The 13,188-nt window shown below is 65.8% G+C and carries 16 protein-coding genes; 10 read left to right on the top strand and 6 right to left on the bottom strand.

All coding sequences use genetic code 11. The features are described from left to right. Positions 1-131: 131 nt before the first annotated feature. Positions 132-575: an NUDIX domain-containing protein gene (locus ACSSV4_RS01175; protein WP_454272928.1), complete on the top strand. Its 444-nt coding sequence runs from the start codon at positions 132-134 to the stop codon at positions 573-575. Here the strand turns inward: ACSSV4_RS01175 and ACSSV4_RS01180 are convergent. The 3 genes from ACSSV4_RS01180 to ACSSV4_RS01190 form a co-directional block, all read right to left on the bottom strand. Beyond that, positions 565-1,413 (bottom strand): DMT family transporter, encoded by an 849-nt coding sequence (locus ACSSV4_RS01180; protein ID WP_454272930.1) that lies wholly within the window; start codon positions 1,411-1,413, stop codon positions 565-567. The genes ACSSV4_RS01175 and ACSSV4_RS01180 overlap by 11 nt on opposite strands. Positions 1,414-1,480: 67 nt before the next feature. Further along, complete coding sequence (locus tag ACSSV4_RS01185; RefSeq protein WP_454272932.1) at positions 1,481-2,011, bottom strand: peptidoglycan-binding domain-containing protein; 531 nt, start codon at positions 2,009-2,011, stop codon at positions 1,481-1,483. Positions 2,012-2,049: 38 nt separating this feature from the next. Continuing rightward, positions 2,050-2,418 carry an OB-fold nucleic acid binding domain-containing protein gene (locus ACSSV4_RS01190; RefSeq protein WP_454272934.1) on the bottom strand — a complete coding sequence of 123 codons (369 nt, stop codon included), beginning with the start codon at positions 2,416-2,418 and terminating at the stop codon, positions 2,050-2,052. Positions 2,419-2,547: 129 nt separating this feature from the next. On the opposite strand from ACSSV4_RS01190, the gene ACSSV4_RS01195 reads away from it, so the two are divergent. Together ACSSV4_RS01195 and ACSSV4_RS01200 are read left to right on the top strand one after the other, a co-directional pair. Continuing rightward, positions 2,548-2,871 carry a 2Fe-2S iron-sulfur cluster-binding protein gene (locus tag ACSSV4_RS01195; RefSeq protein WP_050662369.1) on the top strand — a complete coding sequence of 108 codons (324 nt, stop codon included), beginning with the start codon at positions 2,548-2,550 and terminating at the stop codon, positions 2,869-2,871. Positions 2,872-2,875: 4 nt separating this feature from the next. After that, positions 2,876-3,628, top strand: a complete 753-nt coding sequence (locus ACSSV4_RS01200; protein ID WP_454272936.1) for an FG-GAP repeat domain-containing protein — start codon at positions 2,876-2,878, stop codon at positions 3,626-3,628. Positions 3,629-3,719: 91 nt separating this feature from the next. Here ACSSV4_RS01200 and rpsU read toward each other — a convergent pair whose 3' ends face one another. Beyond that, positions 3,720-3,926, bottom strand: coding sequence for a 30S ribosomal protein S21 (gene rpsU / locus ACSSV4_RS01205; protein WP_008207378.1), 207 nt, complete (start codon positions 3,924-3,926; stop codon positions 3,720-3,722). A 104-nt stretch (positions 3,927-4,030) separates the two neighbouring features. On the opposite strand from rpsU, the gene ACSSV4_RS01210 reads away from it, so the two are divergent. From ACSSV4_RS01210 to ACSSV4_RS01225, 4 genes are read left to right on the top strand one after another with little or no spacing between them, the layout of a single operon-like run. Next, positions 4,031-4,720, top strand: a complete 690-nt coding sequence (locus ACSSV4_RS01210; protein ID WP_454272937.1) for a COQ9 family protein — start codon at positions 4,031-4,033, stop codon at positions 4,718-4,720. Positions 4,721-4,738: 18 nt separating this feature from the next. Next, positions 4,739-5,722 (top strand): NAD(P)H-quinone oxidoreductase, encoded by a 984-nt coding sequence (locus tag ACSSV4_RS01215; protein ID WP_454272938.1) that lies wholly within the window; start codon positions 4,739-4,741, stop codon positions 5,720-5,722. A gap of 10 nt (positions 5,723-5,732) precedes the next feature. Next, positions 5,733-6,839 (top strand): exo-alpha-sialidase, encoded by a 1,107-nt coding sequence (locus tag ACSSV4_RS01220; protein ID WP_454273385.1) that lies wholly within the window; start codon positions 5,733-5,735, stop codon positions 6,837-6,839. Next, positions 6,836-7,384 (top strand): hypothetical protein, encoded by a 549-nt coding sequence (locus tag ACSSV4_RS01225; RefSeq protein ID WP_454272940.1) that lies wholly within the window; start codon positions 6,836-6,838, stop codon positions 7,382-7,384. The genes ACSSV4_RS01220 and ACSSV4_RS01225 overlap by 4 nt, the downstream gene beginning before the upstream one ends. A 77-nt stretch (positions 7,385-7,461) precedes the next feature. Here the strand turns inward: ACSSV4_RS01225 and ACSSV4_RS01230 are convergent, their stop codons facing one another. Beyond that, positions 7,462-8,112: a ribonuclease T2 family protein gene (locus tag ACSSV4_RS01230; protein WP_454272942.1), complete on the bottom strand. Its 651-nt coding sequence runs from the start codon at positions 8,110-8,112 to the stop codon at positions 7,462-7,464. Between the two features lie 115 nt (positions 8,113-8,227). On the opposite strand from ACSSV4_RS01230, the gene ACSSV4_RS01235 reads away from it, so the two are divergent. The 3 genes from ACSSV4_RS01235 (at position 8,228) to ACSSV4_RS01245 (ending at position 11,610) form a co-directional block, all read left to right on the top strand. Further along, entirely contained in the window at positions 8,228-8,989 is a 762-nt protein-coding gene (locus ACSSV4_RS01235; RefSeq protein ID WP_454272943.1) for a DUF1013 domain-containing protein, read from the top strand. 116 nt (positions 8,990-9,105) lie between these two features. Further along, on the top strand, positions 9,106-10,239 hold the full coding sequence (locus ACSSV4_RS01240) for an NAD(P)/FAD-dependent oxidoreductase (RefSeq protein ID WP_454272944.1): 1,134 nt from the start codon (positions 9,106-9,108) through the stop codon (positions 10,237-10,239). A 198-nt stretch (positions 10,240-10,437) separates the two neighbouring features. Next, complete coding sequence (locus ACSSV4_RS01245) at positions 10,438-11,610, top strand: type III PLP-dependent enzyme (protein WP_454272946.1); 1,173 nt, start codon at positions 10,438-10,440, stop codon at positions 11,608-11,610. Positions 11,611-11,656: 46 nt separating this feature from the next. Here the strand turns inward: ACSSV4_RS01245 and ACSSV4_RS01250 are convergent, their stop codons facing one another. After that, positions 11,657-13,054 carry an aminotransferase family protein gene (locus ACSSV4_RS01250; RefSeq protein WP_454272948.1) on the bottom strand — a complete coding sequence of 466 codons (1,398 nt, stop codon included), beginning with the start codon at positions 13,052-13,054 and terminating at the stop codon, positions 11,657-11,659. Positions 13,055-13,188: the final 134 nt, after the last annotated feature.

Here is a 13,188-nt window from a genome sequence, read left to right on the forward strand (position 1 = left end):
CCGATCCTTTCCGTTGTTGCGCGCAGGCTGGCCCAACGGGCAGGGGAAAGACAAGCCCCATTCCGGTCGGCTTGCCGGAGTGGCGCTGCGCGGTCATAGTCGGCGCGGTTCATGCCATGACAGGAGCGTCCATGCCCAGCCCCCGCCTTGCCGCCCGCGCCGTGATCGTCGAGCAGGGGCGGCTGTTGCTGGTCAATGCCTTTGCCGCCGCAGACAGCACGTTATGGTGTGCGCCGGGCGGCGGGGTGGAGGCGGGCGCGTCGCTGCCCGAAAACCTGCGGCGCGAGGTTCATGAGGAAACCGGGTTGGTGATCGAGGTGGGCCCGCCCTGCCTGATCAACGAGTTTCACGCTCCTGAGACCGGGTTTCATCAGGTCGAGGTGTTCTTTCGCTGTCGGGTATCGGCGGGCGCGCTGAGTGAGGAGTGGCGCGATCCCGAAGGGGTAGTCAGCCGCCGTCGTTGGGTCACGCATGACGAGATGGCGGGACTGCGGGTGAAGCCCGACAGCCTCTGCCGGGTCGCCTTTGCGCGGGGCATGGGATACGATCCGTTGGAGGTACTGGTCACGCCTTGAAAGGCAGCACCGAGATCGCGACACCGCCCAGAACCAGCACGCTGGCGAGGATGATTTGCAGGCTCAGGCTCTCGCCCAGAAAGACCATGCCGCCCGCCATCGCGATGACCGGCACGGTCAGCTGCGCCACCGCCGCGACCGATGAGGCGAGCCCCGGCAACACTTGATACCAGAGCGCATAGCCAAGCCCCGAGGTGACAGCCCCCGAGACGATGGCGAGCACGATTCCCTCGGTCCCGAGCAGCGTGCCCTGAGGCCCGAGGGGCAGGGCAAAGCCAATCAGCAACCCGAGCGGCGCGGCGAAGATGAAGTTGGCCGCCGTCGCCTGAAGCGCGTCGGTATTGAGCCGCCCGGTCAGCGAATAGATACCCCAGCCGACGCCCGCGGCGGCCATCATCAACCCATGCGGCACGCTGATCTGCGGTCCCGCGCCAGGCCAGAGCAGCCAGGCGAGACCGACGAAGGCCAGCGTTGCGCCGCTCCAGCGACGGGGCGGCATCGCCTCACGCGCGACAAGGCCGCCGACGAACATGGTGATCTGCACCACGCCGAAGAGAATGAGCGCGCCCAAGCCCGCATCGAGCACGGTATAGGCGGTGGAAAAGCCATACATGTAGACCAGCAGGGCCAGCACCCCCGCCACGCGCCCCGGTCCCTTTAAATGCAGACCCCCGCGCAGGACCAGGCAGAGCGCGGCCAGCATCACCGCCCCCGCGATCAGGCGGATTGTGCCGAAACTGGTGGCGTCGATACTGCCACCGGCGAGCGCCATCCGGTTCAGCACCGAATTGGCGGCAAACGCGATCATGGTGAGGGCGGTCAGAAGAAAGAGGCGCATGACGCAGGCATAACGCAGGCCGGGACGGACGTATAGTCACAGCTGAGTGTGGCCAGTCGCCACTCCATCACGCTTCGGGCCGTTCCACCGCTACCAATCCCAGCTCGCGCGCCGTTTCCAGCGAGAGAATGCCACTGTCGAACCCGCGCGGGGCCTGATAGCGCCGGATGGCAGCGCGCATCCGGGCGTCCATACGTCCTGTCACCGGCCCTTTGTAGAGCCCCCGCGCGATCAGCGCACGTTGGACCGAGGCGATGAAATCGGCGGTTTGCAGGTCGGCGCAAGGCACCTCCACCCAGGTGGCGGTACGTTCTTTGACGATCTCCTGCCGGGTCTCGGTTACGTAGCGTGCAGGGCGGATCACGCGGCCGGTCTCGTCCATCTCCGGCGGTGCGGTCTGGACCTGTTCGGTCACCGTCTCGATCACGGCCGGGGTCACATGCTTGCCCCAGCAGGTGCCGGGGGGTGCCCCCGGCGGGGCCTCGCCCTGCCGGGTGACGAGCGCGGGCTCTGACGGATTGGACAGGGTGCTTTGACAGCCGATGAGGAACAGCACGGTCAGGATGGCCAGAACGGCATGGAGGGAATGGCGTATCATCGGCTCGGGCCTCGGTGGGGCGGTCTTTTGCACGGAGCTTAACCGGTTTCGGCCCCTTGCGAAAGCGCGCAGTCCGGATCGCTCAACCGGTCGAGCAGCGGCGAGAGATCCTCGATCAGATCGGCCACCACATGCACCACGCCGTTCTGCCGCTCCACCCGCCCGGTCACCCGCAACAGCCGCCCGGCGATGATCGCACGGCGAAACCGCTCGAACACCTTGCGCCAGATCACCACGTTCACCACCCCGGTTTCATCCTCCAGCGTGACGAAAACCACGCCCTGCGCGGTGCCCGGACGCTGGCGCAACAGGACCAGCCCCGCCACCGTGACCCGCGCGCCCGGGCGCGGCGCGTCGAGCCGCGCAGCGACAAGGGCAGAGGGGGGGAGGGGCAAAGGATATGTCATAAGAACAAATATAGAACATACACGATTTGTCGCAACTCTTTTGCACCCGCGTCACAAATGGGGCTGGTCTCGGACGGGGCGCTTGGCTAGGTAGCCTCGTGACACGCGATGAAAGGGAGCATGCCGGGTATGGCCAAAATCACCTATATCGAGCACAACGGAACCCGCCACGAGGTCGAGGTCGCCAATGGCCTCACCGTGATGGAAGGCGCACGCGACAACAACATCCCCGGCATCGAGGCCGATTGCGGCGGGGCTTGTGCGTGCTCCACCTGCCATGTCTATGTCGCGCCGGACTGGGTCGAGAAACTGCCCGCCAAGGACGACATGGAAGAGGACATGCTCGATTTCGCCTATGAGCCCGACGCCGTGCGCTCGCGCCTGACCTGCCAGTTGAAGGTCAGCGACGCGCTTGACGGTCTCGTGGTGCAGATGCCCGAAAAGCAGATCTGAGCCAATGCGCGCGGCGGTCCTCATCGCCGCGCTCGGGGCCACGCTCGCCACGGCGGGCGCGGCCGGGGAGGCATGGGTCACCGCCCCCGGCGCAGGCATCGCCGCCGCGCGGTTTGAGGCCCCCGACGACAGCTATCCGCATCGCATCATGGGCACCATCCCCGAGCGCCGCGTGCTGGCGGTGCGCGATGCTACGGGCCGCGAGATACGGCTCGATCTGCGCGATGGCCCCGACCCCGACCATGTCTTCGAGGATATCGCACCGCGTGTCGTCGATGCCGATGGCGACGGGCAGAACGACGTGGTGCTGGTCGAATCGAGCCCGCGCCAGGGCGCGCAACTGGCCGTTTACACGCCGCGCCGGGGCGGCCTCGTGAAATTCGCCGCCACGCCGCATATCGGCACGCGGTTTCGCTGGCTCGCCCCTGCCGCGATTGCCGATCTCAACGGCGACGGCGTGACTGATATCGCCTATGTCGAGACGCCGCATCTGGGCAAGACCCTGCGCGTCTGGAGCTGGGCCCCCGGCGGGCTCACACAGATTGCCAGCCTGCGCGGAGTGACCAACCACCGGATCGGCGACGAGGTGATCTGGGGTGGCTTGCGCGACTGTGGGCAAGGGCCCGAGATGGTGTTGGCCGATGCCGGGTTTCACACCCTTGTCGCGGTCGAATTTGAGGGTGATCGTCTTTCACTCCGCACGCTGGACATCGAGGCGATACCGGACGGGTTTGACAGGGCGATGGCCTGCCGCTGACCAGAAAATCAGACGCCTAAAAACGACAAACCCCCGAAGCGGATGCCCGGGGGTCGTCAACTCGTGCCGCGAGAAACTGCGGGGAAAGCTCTCAGAGCATGCCTTCGCGCTGCGCTTTCTTACGTGCCAGTTTCCGGGCACGGCGAATCGCTTCGGCCTTCTCGCGCGCTTTCTTCTCGGACGGTTTCTCGAAATGTTGCTTGAGCTTCATTTCGCGGAAAACGCCTTCGCGCTGCAGTTTTTTCTTCAGGGCGCGGAGCGCCTGATCGACATTGTTGTCGCGAACACTAACCTGCATGTGGTGTCACCACCTTCCTAAGTTAAAGTTGCAAGATTGCAGGAAGCGTTCATATAGCAAAGCGTCCCGGAGTTGTCTAGGGTGCGCCGCAGAGAGGAAAACCGATGCCCGATACCGATCTGATGAGCCGTCTTCTGGAGGCCGCCAAGCCGCATGTGCCGTTTGACGGATGGAGCGAGACCACGTTGAGGCTGGCCGCGCAGGATGCCGATATCGCGCCTGGTCTGGTCACCGCCATCTGCCCGCGCGGGGCGGTCGACTTGGCGCTGGCCTATCATGCCGAGGGCGATGCCGCGATGCTCCGGCGGCTGGAGGAGACCGATTTGAGCGCGATGCGCTTTCGCGACCGGGTGGCGTTTGCCGTGCGCGCGCGGCTGGAGGCGGTCGAGGACCGCGAACTGGTGCGGCGCGGCACCACGCTCTTTTCCCTGCCCAATCACGCCGCCGACGGTGCGAAAGCGATCTGGCAGACCTGCGATCACATCTGGACCGCGCTTGGCGATACCTCGGGCGACGTGAACTGGTACACGAAACGCGCCACGCTGTCGGGTGTCTACGGGGCGACGGTGCTCTATTGGCTGGGCGATGACAGCGACGGCAGCGCGCGCACCTGGGAGTTTCTTGACCGTCGCATCGAGGATGTGATGCAGATCGAGAAATTCAAGGCGAAGGCGCGCGAGAACCGGGTCGTGTCGGGGCTGATGGCCGGGCCGCTGGCCTTTCTCGGCCGTGTGCGCGCGCCGCAGGCGCGGCAACAGACCGGCATGCCGGGGCGCTGGACCGGACCAAACTGAAGCAAAGAAGGACAGACGATGAGCGAGACCATGCAGGCAATCGAGATCACCGAGGCAGGCGGGCCGGAGGTGTTGCAGCCGACCACGCGGACTGTTCCTGCGCCGCGCGCGGGCGAGGTGGTGATCCGGCTGGCCTATGCCGGGGTCAATCGCCCCGATGCGTTACAGCGCGCGGGTATGTATGCGCCGCCACCCACGGCAAGCGATTTGCCGGGGCTGGAAGGCGCGGGCGAGATCGTGGCGCTTGGCGAGGGTGTCGGCGATTGGGCCATCGGCGATCAGGTTTGCGCGCTGTTGCCCGGTGGCGGTTATGCCGAGTACGTGGCCACGCCCGCCGCACATTGCCTGCCCATTCCGGCGGGATTGGGTCTGCGCGAGGCCGCCTGCCTGCCTGAGACGTTTTTCACCGTCTGGTCGAATGTCTTTCAGCGTGGCGGCCTGAAGGGCGGTGAGCGGTTTCTGGTGCATGGCGGATCAAGCGGTATCGGCACAACGGCCATCCAACTGGCCCGTGAATTCGGGGCGCGGGTGTTCACCACCGCAGGCAGTGCCGAAAAATGCCGGGTCTGCACCGATCTGGGCGCGGAACGGGCCATCAATTACCGCGAGGAGGACTTTGTCGAGGTGTTGAAGGCCGAAGGCGGGGCCGATCTGATCCTCGATATGGTGGGCGGCGATTATCTGCCGCGCAATGTCAAGGCGCTCGCCGATGACGGGCGGCTGGTGCAGATCGCGTTCCTGCAGGGGCCCAAGGTGGAATTGAATTTCGCTCAGGTGATGATGCGGCGGCTGACGATCACCGGCAGCACGCTGCGCCCGCAAAGCGACCTGGCCAAGGCGCGGATCGCCGAGGCCTTGCGCGCCCATGTCTGGCCGCTACTGGAGGCGGGCAAGGTTGCGCCGGTTATGGATTCCGAGTTTGCCCTGACCGAGGCGGCGGCGGCGCATGCGCGGATGGAATCGAGCGGGCATATAGGCAAGATCGTTCTGAAGGTCGGTTGATTTGGGCCTCGTGCCCCTGACAGTTCTGGGCCTTGCGGCGCTGAGCCTGTGCCTGACCGTGGTGGCGATCCTGCGCGACGCGCCGCTGGAGTGGCGCTTTGCCCTGCCCACACCGCTGCCCGTGGCGGTGCCTGCGCGCTTCGAGACCGTTTTCGAATACCAGGTGCCTGAGGGCGAGGCGCATGCGCCCGCCATCGTGCTGCGCGCGGGGGGCTTTGACGTGCTCTGGTTCCAGGGCAGCAAGGAGGCGGCGGCAGATGTTGATATCCACGGGGTCGAGATCCGGCAGGACGGGAGCGGGTGGCGCGCCTCCCCCCCGGGGCCGGTCCTGACGCGCGCCGGGCTGGAGGCCGCGTTCGACCCCTCGCAGCGTGTCGTGACCCTCGGCAACACCATCGAGAACGAGGGACGGGCGGGGCATCTTTATACAACGCCGGTCTCTCTTGGCGGATGGGCGATGGCCGCGATTGCCGATGTCGAGGTGGGGCCGGACGGGCCGCTGCGCGCCCGCAAGCTCAACCTCTCGCCGATGCTCAACCGCTCTTTTCTGGTGAAATCGCCGATGCTGGCCTATGAAGGCGGCAGTCCTGCCCTGCCCGCCTATTTCGAGATGGGATGGTGCCATGGCGTGCTGGTCCGGCTTGATGCGGCGGGGCGGGTGCGAGATCGTCGCCGCCTGCGCGCGCCGGGGGCGCGGCTCATACAGCCGATGATCGTGCCGCTCGACGCCCGCCGCGCCGTGGCCTTTCTGCGGGATCTGGGCGGGACTGGCGTGCTCTGGCGCAGTGTGACCGAGGATGGCGGGCAAAGCTGGACGCAGCCCATACCAACCGAGCGCGCCAATGCGCATGCGCCCGTCGCCGCGCTCTGGCTCGGGGCGGGGCGCATGGTGATGGTGGCGAATGACGATGCCGACGCGCCCGGCGACCTGGTCCTGTCGCTGTCCGAGGATGACGGGCGCTCATGGCGCGCGCTGCGCCGGTTTAGGGGGCCGGGCGCGCGGCGCTACCCGATGCTGCGCCGGGTGGGCGACAGCGTGGCGCTGACCTATTCCACCGGCACGAAACGCGGCATCGCCGTGCATCTGTTCAACGCGGCATGGGTGGCGGGGCAATGACCGGCGCACTGGAGTGGCTCGGGCTCGCCATCCTTCTGGGCTGGGTCGGGCAGGCCCTGACCGGGCCTTGGGCTGGCTCGGATGTGGCGCTTGGGATTGGGCTGGCGGTCGGTGCATTGACCCTTCTCGCGCGCCGGACCCGGCCGTTGGCCGGGCTGATGGCGCTCATCTCGCCCCTGGGTGTGATTCTGCCCGCGCTTGCCCTGCGGCAGGTGGCGGCGGCTTGGGGCGTGCCGGTAGAGGCGCTCGGCATCTGGGACCTGGCGGTGTTCCTGCTGGCCTACCTGGGGTTTCTCGCCTCGGTCCTGGGCGTGGTGCCGGTCGACATCTACCGTTTGGGCTATGCGCCTGTGCCGGTGGCGGTGATGGTCCTGGCTGTCTGTGCCTATGGGCTGTGGTCGGGCACTCTGTTCCTGCCACTGGTGGCGGTGTTGGGGCAGGCGTTATGGGTGGCGGGCCTTGGCAGCAGCAACTGGTTCGATCACGTGTTGCACGCGGGGCTGGTCCCGGTGGCGGGTGTGGTGCTTATCCTGCAGGTCTTGTGAGCCGTGGCTACGGGTGGGATTTGAGTATTTTGGCCATAAAGAAATCCTCAAGCAATTTCAGAAAAGTTTGAAACGCTTTAGGGAATGGGGGCGAAAAGCGCGTCTTTCATGCGGCAGTCGCGGATCACGTCGCGCCCGCAAGGCACCGGGGTGAGGTCGCGGGAGAGGCAGAGCCGCGCCTCTTGAATGCGGCCCGCGCGGCAGGTGATGGTCAGCATGTTGGCCTGCCATCCCGGGTTGGCCTTGAGAAACGCTTCTTCCACCACGCTGGCGGGCAGCTTCACCGGTTTTTTGAGGTTTCGGAATACCTCTGGCCGGGTGATGCGGGCGTAAGCCTCGCGCGAGAGCGTATAGTAACCGGGAGCGGAAAGACCGGAACAGGTGCCGTGTTTCTTCCATTGATGCCAGGCGAGGCCCGCGCTGCCCATGATATCGGCCATGTCACGGGTCATCGCGCGTGAGGGCGGGCGGTGAGGGCTCTGGCAATGCTCGGGCCAGCCGCGATGGTATTGCGGCCAGAGCCCGTGCAAGACCCAGCCGTGATCGGCCTGCGGGTCGCATTGAGCCGCGCCGCGTGCCGCGCCTTCGAGCGCGCACCAAGTGGGCGACCAGCTGAGCGGCAGCACATAATAGTCGAACACGCCTGCGCGATGTGTCTGTGCCGAGGCGGCCATGGCCGTGAGGGCCAGACAAGTCAGCAGGACAAGGCGCATTCTTTGGTCTTTCATTTTGCCGTTCAGGGCAGTATATAGCGGCCAAGTTCCCCGACAATGGAAACCGTTCCGGCCCGCCGGAACCGCCTTTCAGGCGCCGGGGAAGATTTGGGTAAAGGAGACCTGAGACATGTCATTGCCGATCATGGCCAAGGCCACAGCCGTCTGGCTGGTGGACAACACGACGATCAGTTTCAAGCAGATCGCCGATTTCTGCGGCATGCACGAGTTGGAAGTGCAGGGCATCGCTGACGGCGATGTGGCGGCGGGCGTCAAGGGGTTCGATCCCATTGCGAACAACCAGTTGACGCAGGATGAAATCAACCGCGCGCAGGATAATCCGCTGCACAAGCTCAAGCTCAAGCATTATGCCGCAGCCCAGGGTGAGGAAAAGCGGCGCGGTCCGCGCTACACGCCCCTGTCGAAGCGGCAGGACCGACCCAATGCGATCCTGTGGCTGGTGAAGTTCCATCCCGAACTCGCCGACAGCCAGATCGCCAAGCTGGTCGGCACCACCAAGCCGACGATCACCTCGATTCGCGAGCGCACGCACTGGAACATCTCCGCAATGCAGCCAATCGACCCGGTCGCCCTTGGCCTGTGCAAGCAATCCGAACTTGATACCGCCGTGCAGAAGGCCGCAGCGAAGAAGGCCAAGGAGGGGGCCGCGCTGAGCGATGATGAGCGTCGCAAGCTGTTGAGTACCGAGCAGAGCCTCGGGGCCGAGGCCGAGCCGCGCATGCCTACGGCGATCGAGGGGCTGGAGACATTCACCCTCGGTCAGGACAAGGATGACGACGAGGACGCGCCGGAAAAGGAATACAACGTCGATAGCGTCTTCAACCTGCCGGAGGGTGACGATGATGACGAGGACGAGGACGATCAGCGCTGAACGCGGCTGACCTTGGAGAGGTGACAGGCCCTGGCGCATTTGCGCCGGGCCTTTTCCTGTCTTGACGCGGGCGCGGCGGCGCGCTCGACTATGCGCGCAGCAAGCGGGAGGCGGGTATGAACGTTGCGGTCATTGGCCGGGGTTTAATCGGATCGGCGGCGGCGCGGCATCTGGCGCGCGCGGTGCAGGATGTGGTGCTGATCGGGCCTGACGAGCCGGAGCAAAAGGCCAGCCACCGGGGCGTTTTCGCCAGCCATTACGACGAGGGGCGGATCACGAGGGGCCTTGATCCCGCGCCGTTCTGGAGCCGGGTGAGCCGTGCCTCGATCGGGCGCTATGCCGAGATCGAAGCGGCGAGCGGTATTCGGTTTTATACCGAGCGGGGCGTCGTCATGGCGGGGCCTGAGGGCAGCGCGCCGATGGAGCGGATCGGTGAGGTCGCGGTGCGGGACGGCGTGCCGCATGACCGGCTGGATGATGCCGGGCTGGCGGCGCGGTTCGGATATTTCCGGTTTGCGTCCGGAACCTGCGCCTTTCACCAGACGCAGCAAGCGGGGTTCATCAGCCCGCGCGCCCTTGTCGCGGCGCAGGGCGTGGCGGCTGAGCGGGCCGGGGCGCGGATCCTTCGTGCGAGGGTCGAGGCGGTCGAGGAGGACGGGCAGGGCGTGCGCATCCGCAGCGAGGCGGGCGAAATCCGCGCCGACCGGGTGCTGATCGCGGCGGGAGGTTATACCAACACGCTGCTCGCCGATCCGCTGCCGCTGACGGTGATGGCGCGCACGGTAGCGCTTTTCGAGGTGGACGAGGAGGTGGTTGCGCGTCTCGCATCAATGCCGCCGCTGATCTACCTGCACGCGCATGACGACGGGCCATACCTGTTGCCGCCGATCCGGTATCCCGACGGGCGGGTCTATCTCAAGATGGGCGGTGATCCGGTGGATCGCGTGCTTGGATCGGGGGCAGAGATCAGCGACTGGTTCCGCTCGGGTGGTGATCCGGAAGTGGCCGCCGGGCTGGAGGCGCAGCTGCGCGAGCGGATGCCCGATCTGGCGATCCTGGGTGTGAGCCACGTGGCCTGCGTGACCACATTCACCCCCGAGGACGAGGCGCGGATCGAGATGGTGAGCGAGCGGGTTGGCGTGGCCACGGCGGGCTGTGGGCGGGGCGCGAAATGCAGTGACGAGTTGGGGCGTCTCGGGGCCTTTTTGATCACCGACGGTGTGGTCGGGGATACGCCCGCCATGGCGTGATATCCGCGGCCGTAGATTATTTTCGGCAGGCCTCAGAAATCTCTTGCGCGAGTCGGTGCAAAGCCCTACCTGCGATTTTCATAGACGCCAACGCACGCGCCTCTGGCCGGTGGTTCGCCACCCGTGTTTACGTAGCGACGGTAACGTCTCCTTTTGGAACTGGTCGGGTAAAAGCCCGGGTCTTGATCGGAGATGACCATGAACGCTTACGTAACCCCCGTCGCGGGCGGCGATGCCGTTTTTGCAGCCTCGCCCCTTGTCGATTTCATCCGTCATAACACGTTCGACCGCCCCACGCTGGTGCTGTCGTGCGCGATCGTGGCGCAGAACTACCGTGCGCTGAAGGCGGGGCTTGGCCGTGCCGATATCCATTACGCGGTCAAGGCCAACCCCGCCCGCGAGGTGATCGAGACACTGATTGCCGAGGGCAGCCGGTTCGATGCCGCCTCACGCGGCGAGATCGAGCTGTGCCTGAGCCTTGGCGCGCAGCCTGCGCATATCTCGTTCGGCAACACGGTGAAACGCGCCAGCGACATCGCCTTTGCCCATGCGGCAGGGATCACGCTTTTTGCGGCGGATTCGGAGATGGAGCTGGAGAAGATCGCCGAGCATGCGCCGGGCGCGCAGGTCTATATTCGCCTGCTGGTGGGGGCCACGGGGGCCGACTGGCCGCTCAGCCGTAAGTTCGGCTGCGCGCCGGAGCGGGCCGTGGAGCTGATGGATGAGGCCGCATCGCTTGGCCTGCGGCCCGTGGGGCTGTCGTTTCACGTCGGTAGCCAAACGCGGCGTTCGGAGATGTGGCGCGACACGCTCGATCAGGTGGGCGGTGTCTGGGCCGAGGCGCGTGCTGCCGGGCATGCGCTGTCGGTGATCAATATCGGCGGTGGTTTTCCGGCCTTTTACGGCGACGAGATTGCTGCCCCGGAGGCTTATGCCGCCCAGGTGATGGCCATGGTCGAGCCGCGCTTTCCCGGGGCCACCCGCGTGATGGCAGAGCCGGGGCGCGGCATGGTGGCCGAGGCGGGCATGATCGCCGCCGAGGTGCTGTTGGTCAGTCGCAAGTCGGACGAGGATCTGTGCCGTTGGGTCTATCTCGATATCGGGCGCTTTTCCGGGCTGGCCGAGACCGAGGGCGAGGCGATCCGCTACCAGTTCCTGACTGATCGCGATCACGAGGCGACGGGGCCCTGCATCCTGGCCGGACCGTCCTGCGACAGCGCCGATGTGCTTTATGAGAAACGCCCCGTCGCGCTGCCGGTGGGCCTGCGCGCCGGGGACCGGATCATCATCCGCGCCTGCGGCGCCTATACGTCGAGCTATTCCTCGGTCGGGTTCAACGGGTTTCCGCCGCTGGATGTGGTGGTGATCTGAAAGCGAGAACCGCCCAGAAGCATCCAGCGTCGGGGCGGTTTGCGTTTCAGCCGAACACGCGGGTCAGCGCGGCGTCGGTGGCCGACACGATCTGGTCGATGTCATCCTTGGTGGCGATGAGTGCGGGCGAATAGCACAGCGTGTTGTTGAAGCTCGGCAGCGAGCGGTTGGTCGCCCCGATCACCACGCCATTGGCCATGCAGTCGCCAACCACGGCCTGCACCATCTTCTCAGGCGCGGGTTCCTTGGTCGCGCGATCCGCGACCAGTTCGGCCCCGAGGAACAGACCCTTGCCGCGCACATGGCCGATGACCGCGTGCTTGTCCTGAAGCGCGCGCAGTTGATCGAGCATGTAATCGCCCATGGCGTTGGTGTTCTTGAGCAGGTTTTCCTCCTCGATGATCGCCATGTTCTCGAGCGCCGCCGCAGGCCCCGCCGTGCAGCCGCCGAAGGTGGAGATATCGCGGAAATAGTTCATCGGGTCGGTGGCGTCGTCCTTGAAGAGGTCGAACACCCGCTCGTTGGTGACGCAGCAGGCGATGGCGGCATAACCCGAGGCCACGCCCTTGGCCATGGTCACGAAATCGGGCTCGACCCCGTAATGCTGATAGCCGAACCAGGTGCCGGTGCGGCCCACACCGCAGACCACCTCGTCGATATGCAGCAGGATGTCGTATTTGCGGCAGATTTCCTGCACGCGGGGCCAGTAGCCCTCGGGCGGGACGATCACGCCGCCCCCCGCCGTCACCGGCTCCAGACAGAGCGCGCCGACCGTATCGGGGCCTTCGGCGAGGATCACCTCTTCTATGGCGTTGGCGGCGGCGATGCCGTACTCTTCGCCCTCCAGATCCCATTGCGCGCGATACTCAAGACAATGCGGCACCCGCACGAAACCTGGCGTGTAGGGGCCGTATTGCGCGTTGCGCTCGTCCTGGCCGCCGGCCGAGAGGCAGGCGATGGTGGTACCGTGATAGTCGCGGTCGCGGTAGAGGATCTTGTGCTTCTTGCCGCCATAGCGCTTGTGCGCGATCTGGCGGACCATCTTGAACGCCTTCTCGTTCGCCTCGGAGCCGGAATTGGTGTAGTAAACCCGGCTCATGCCCGGCATTTTCGAGATCAGTTTCTCGGAGAAGAGCGCGCCGGGGATCGAGCCCGCAGAGCCTGCGAAATAGGGCAGTTGAATGAGCTGGTCGCGCACCGCGTTGGCGATCCGCTCGCGCCCGTAGCCGACATTGACCGTCCAGACCCCGCCCGAGACGCCGTCGAGATGTTCGCGGCCCTTCTGGTCCCAGACGCGCATCCCGCGCCCCTCGATGATGATGCGCGGATCGGCCTTGGGGTCCGGCCCGGTCCAGGGCGCGTGTTGAATCAGGTGATGCCAGACATGGGCGCGGTCCGCCTCGACCACGTGGCTGATGTCATTGTCGCGAAGTTTACCGTCCATGGGGTGCTCCATCAGGTTGGGGCCCGGCGCAGGCGCGCGGAGCCAAGACTGTACCAGCGTTTGTTCATGCTTCATATCAGCCTTGAAATTTAGGCACGCAATAGGGCCAAATGTACGCATTAATTATATCCAGA

It is taken from the genome of Roseovarius sp. MBR-154, from assembly GCF_053628595.1.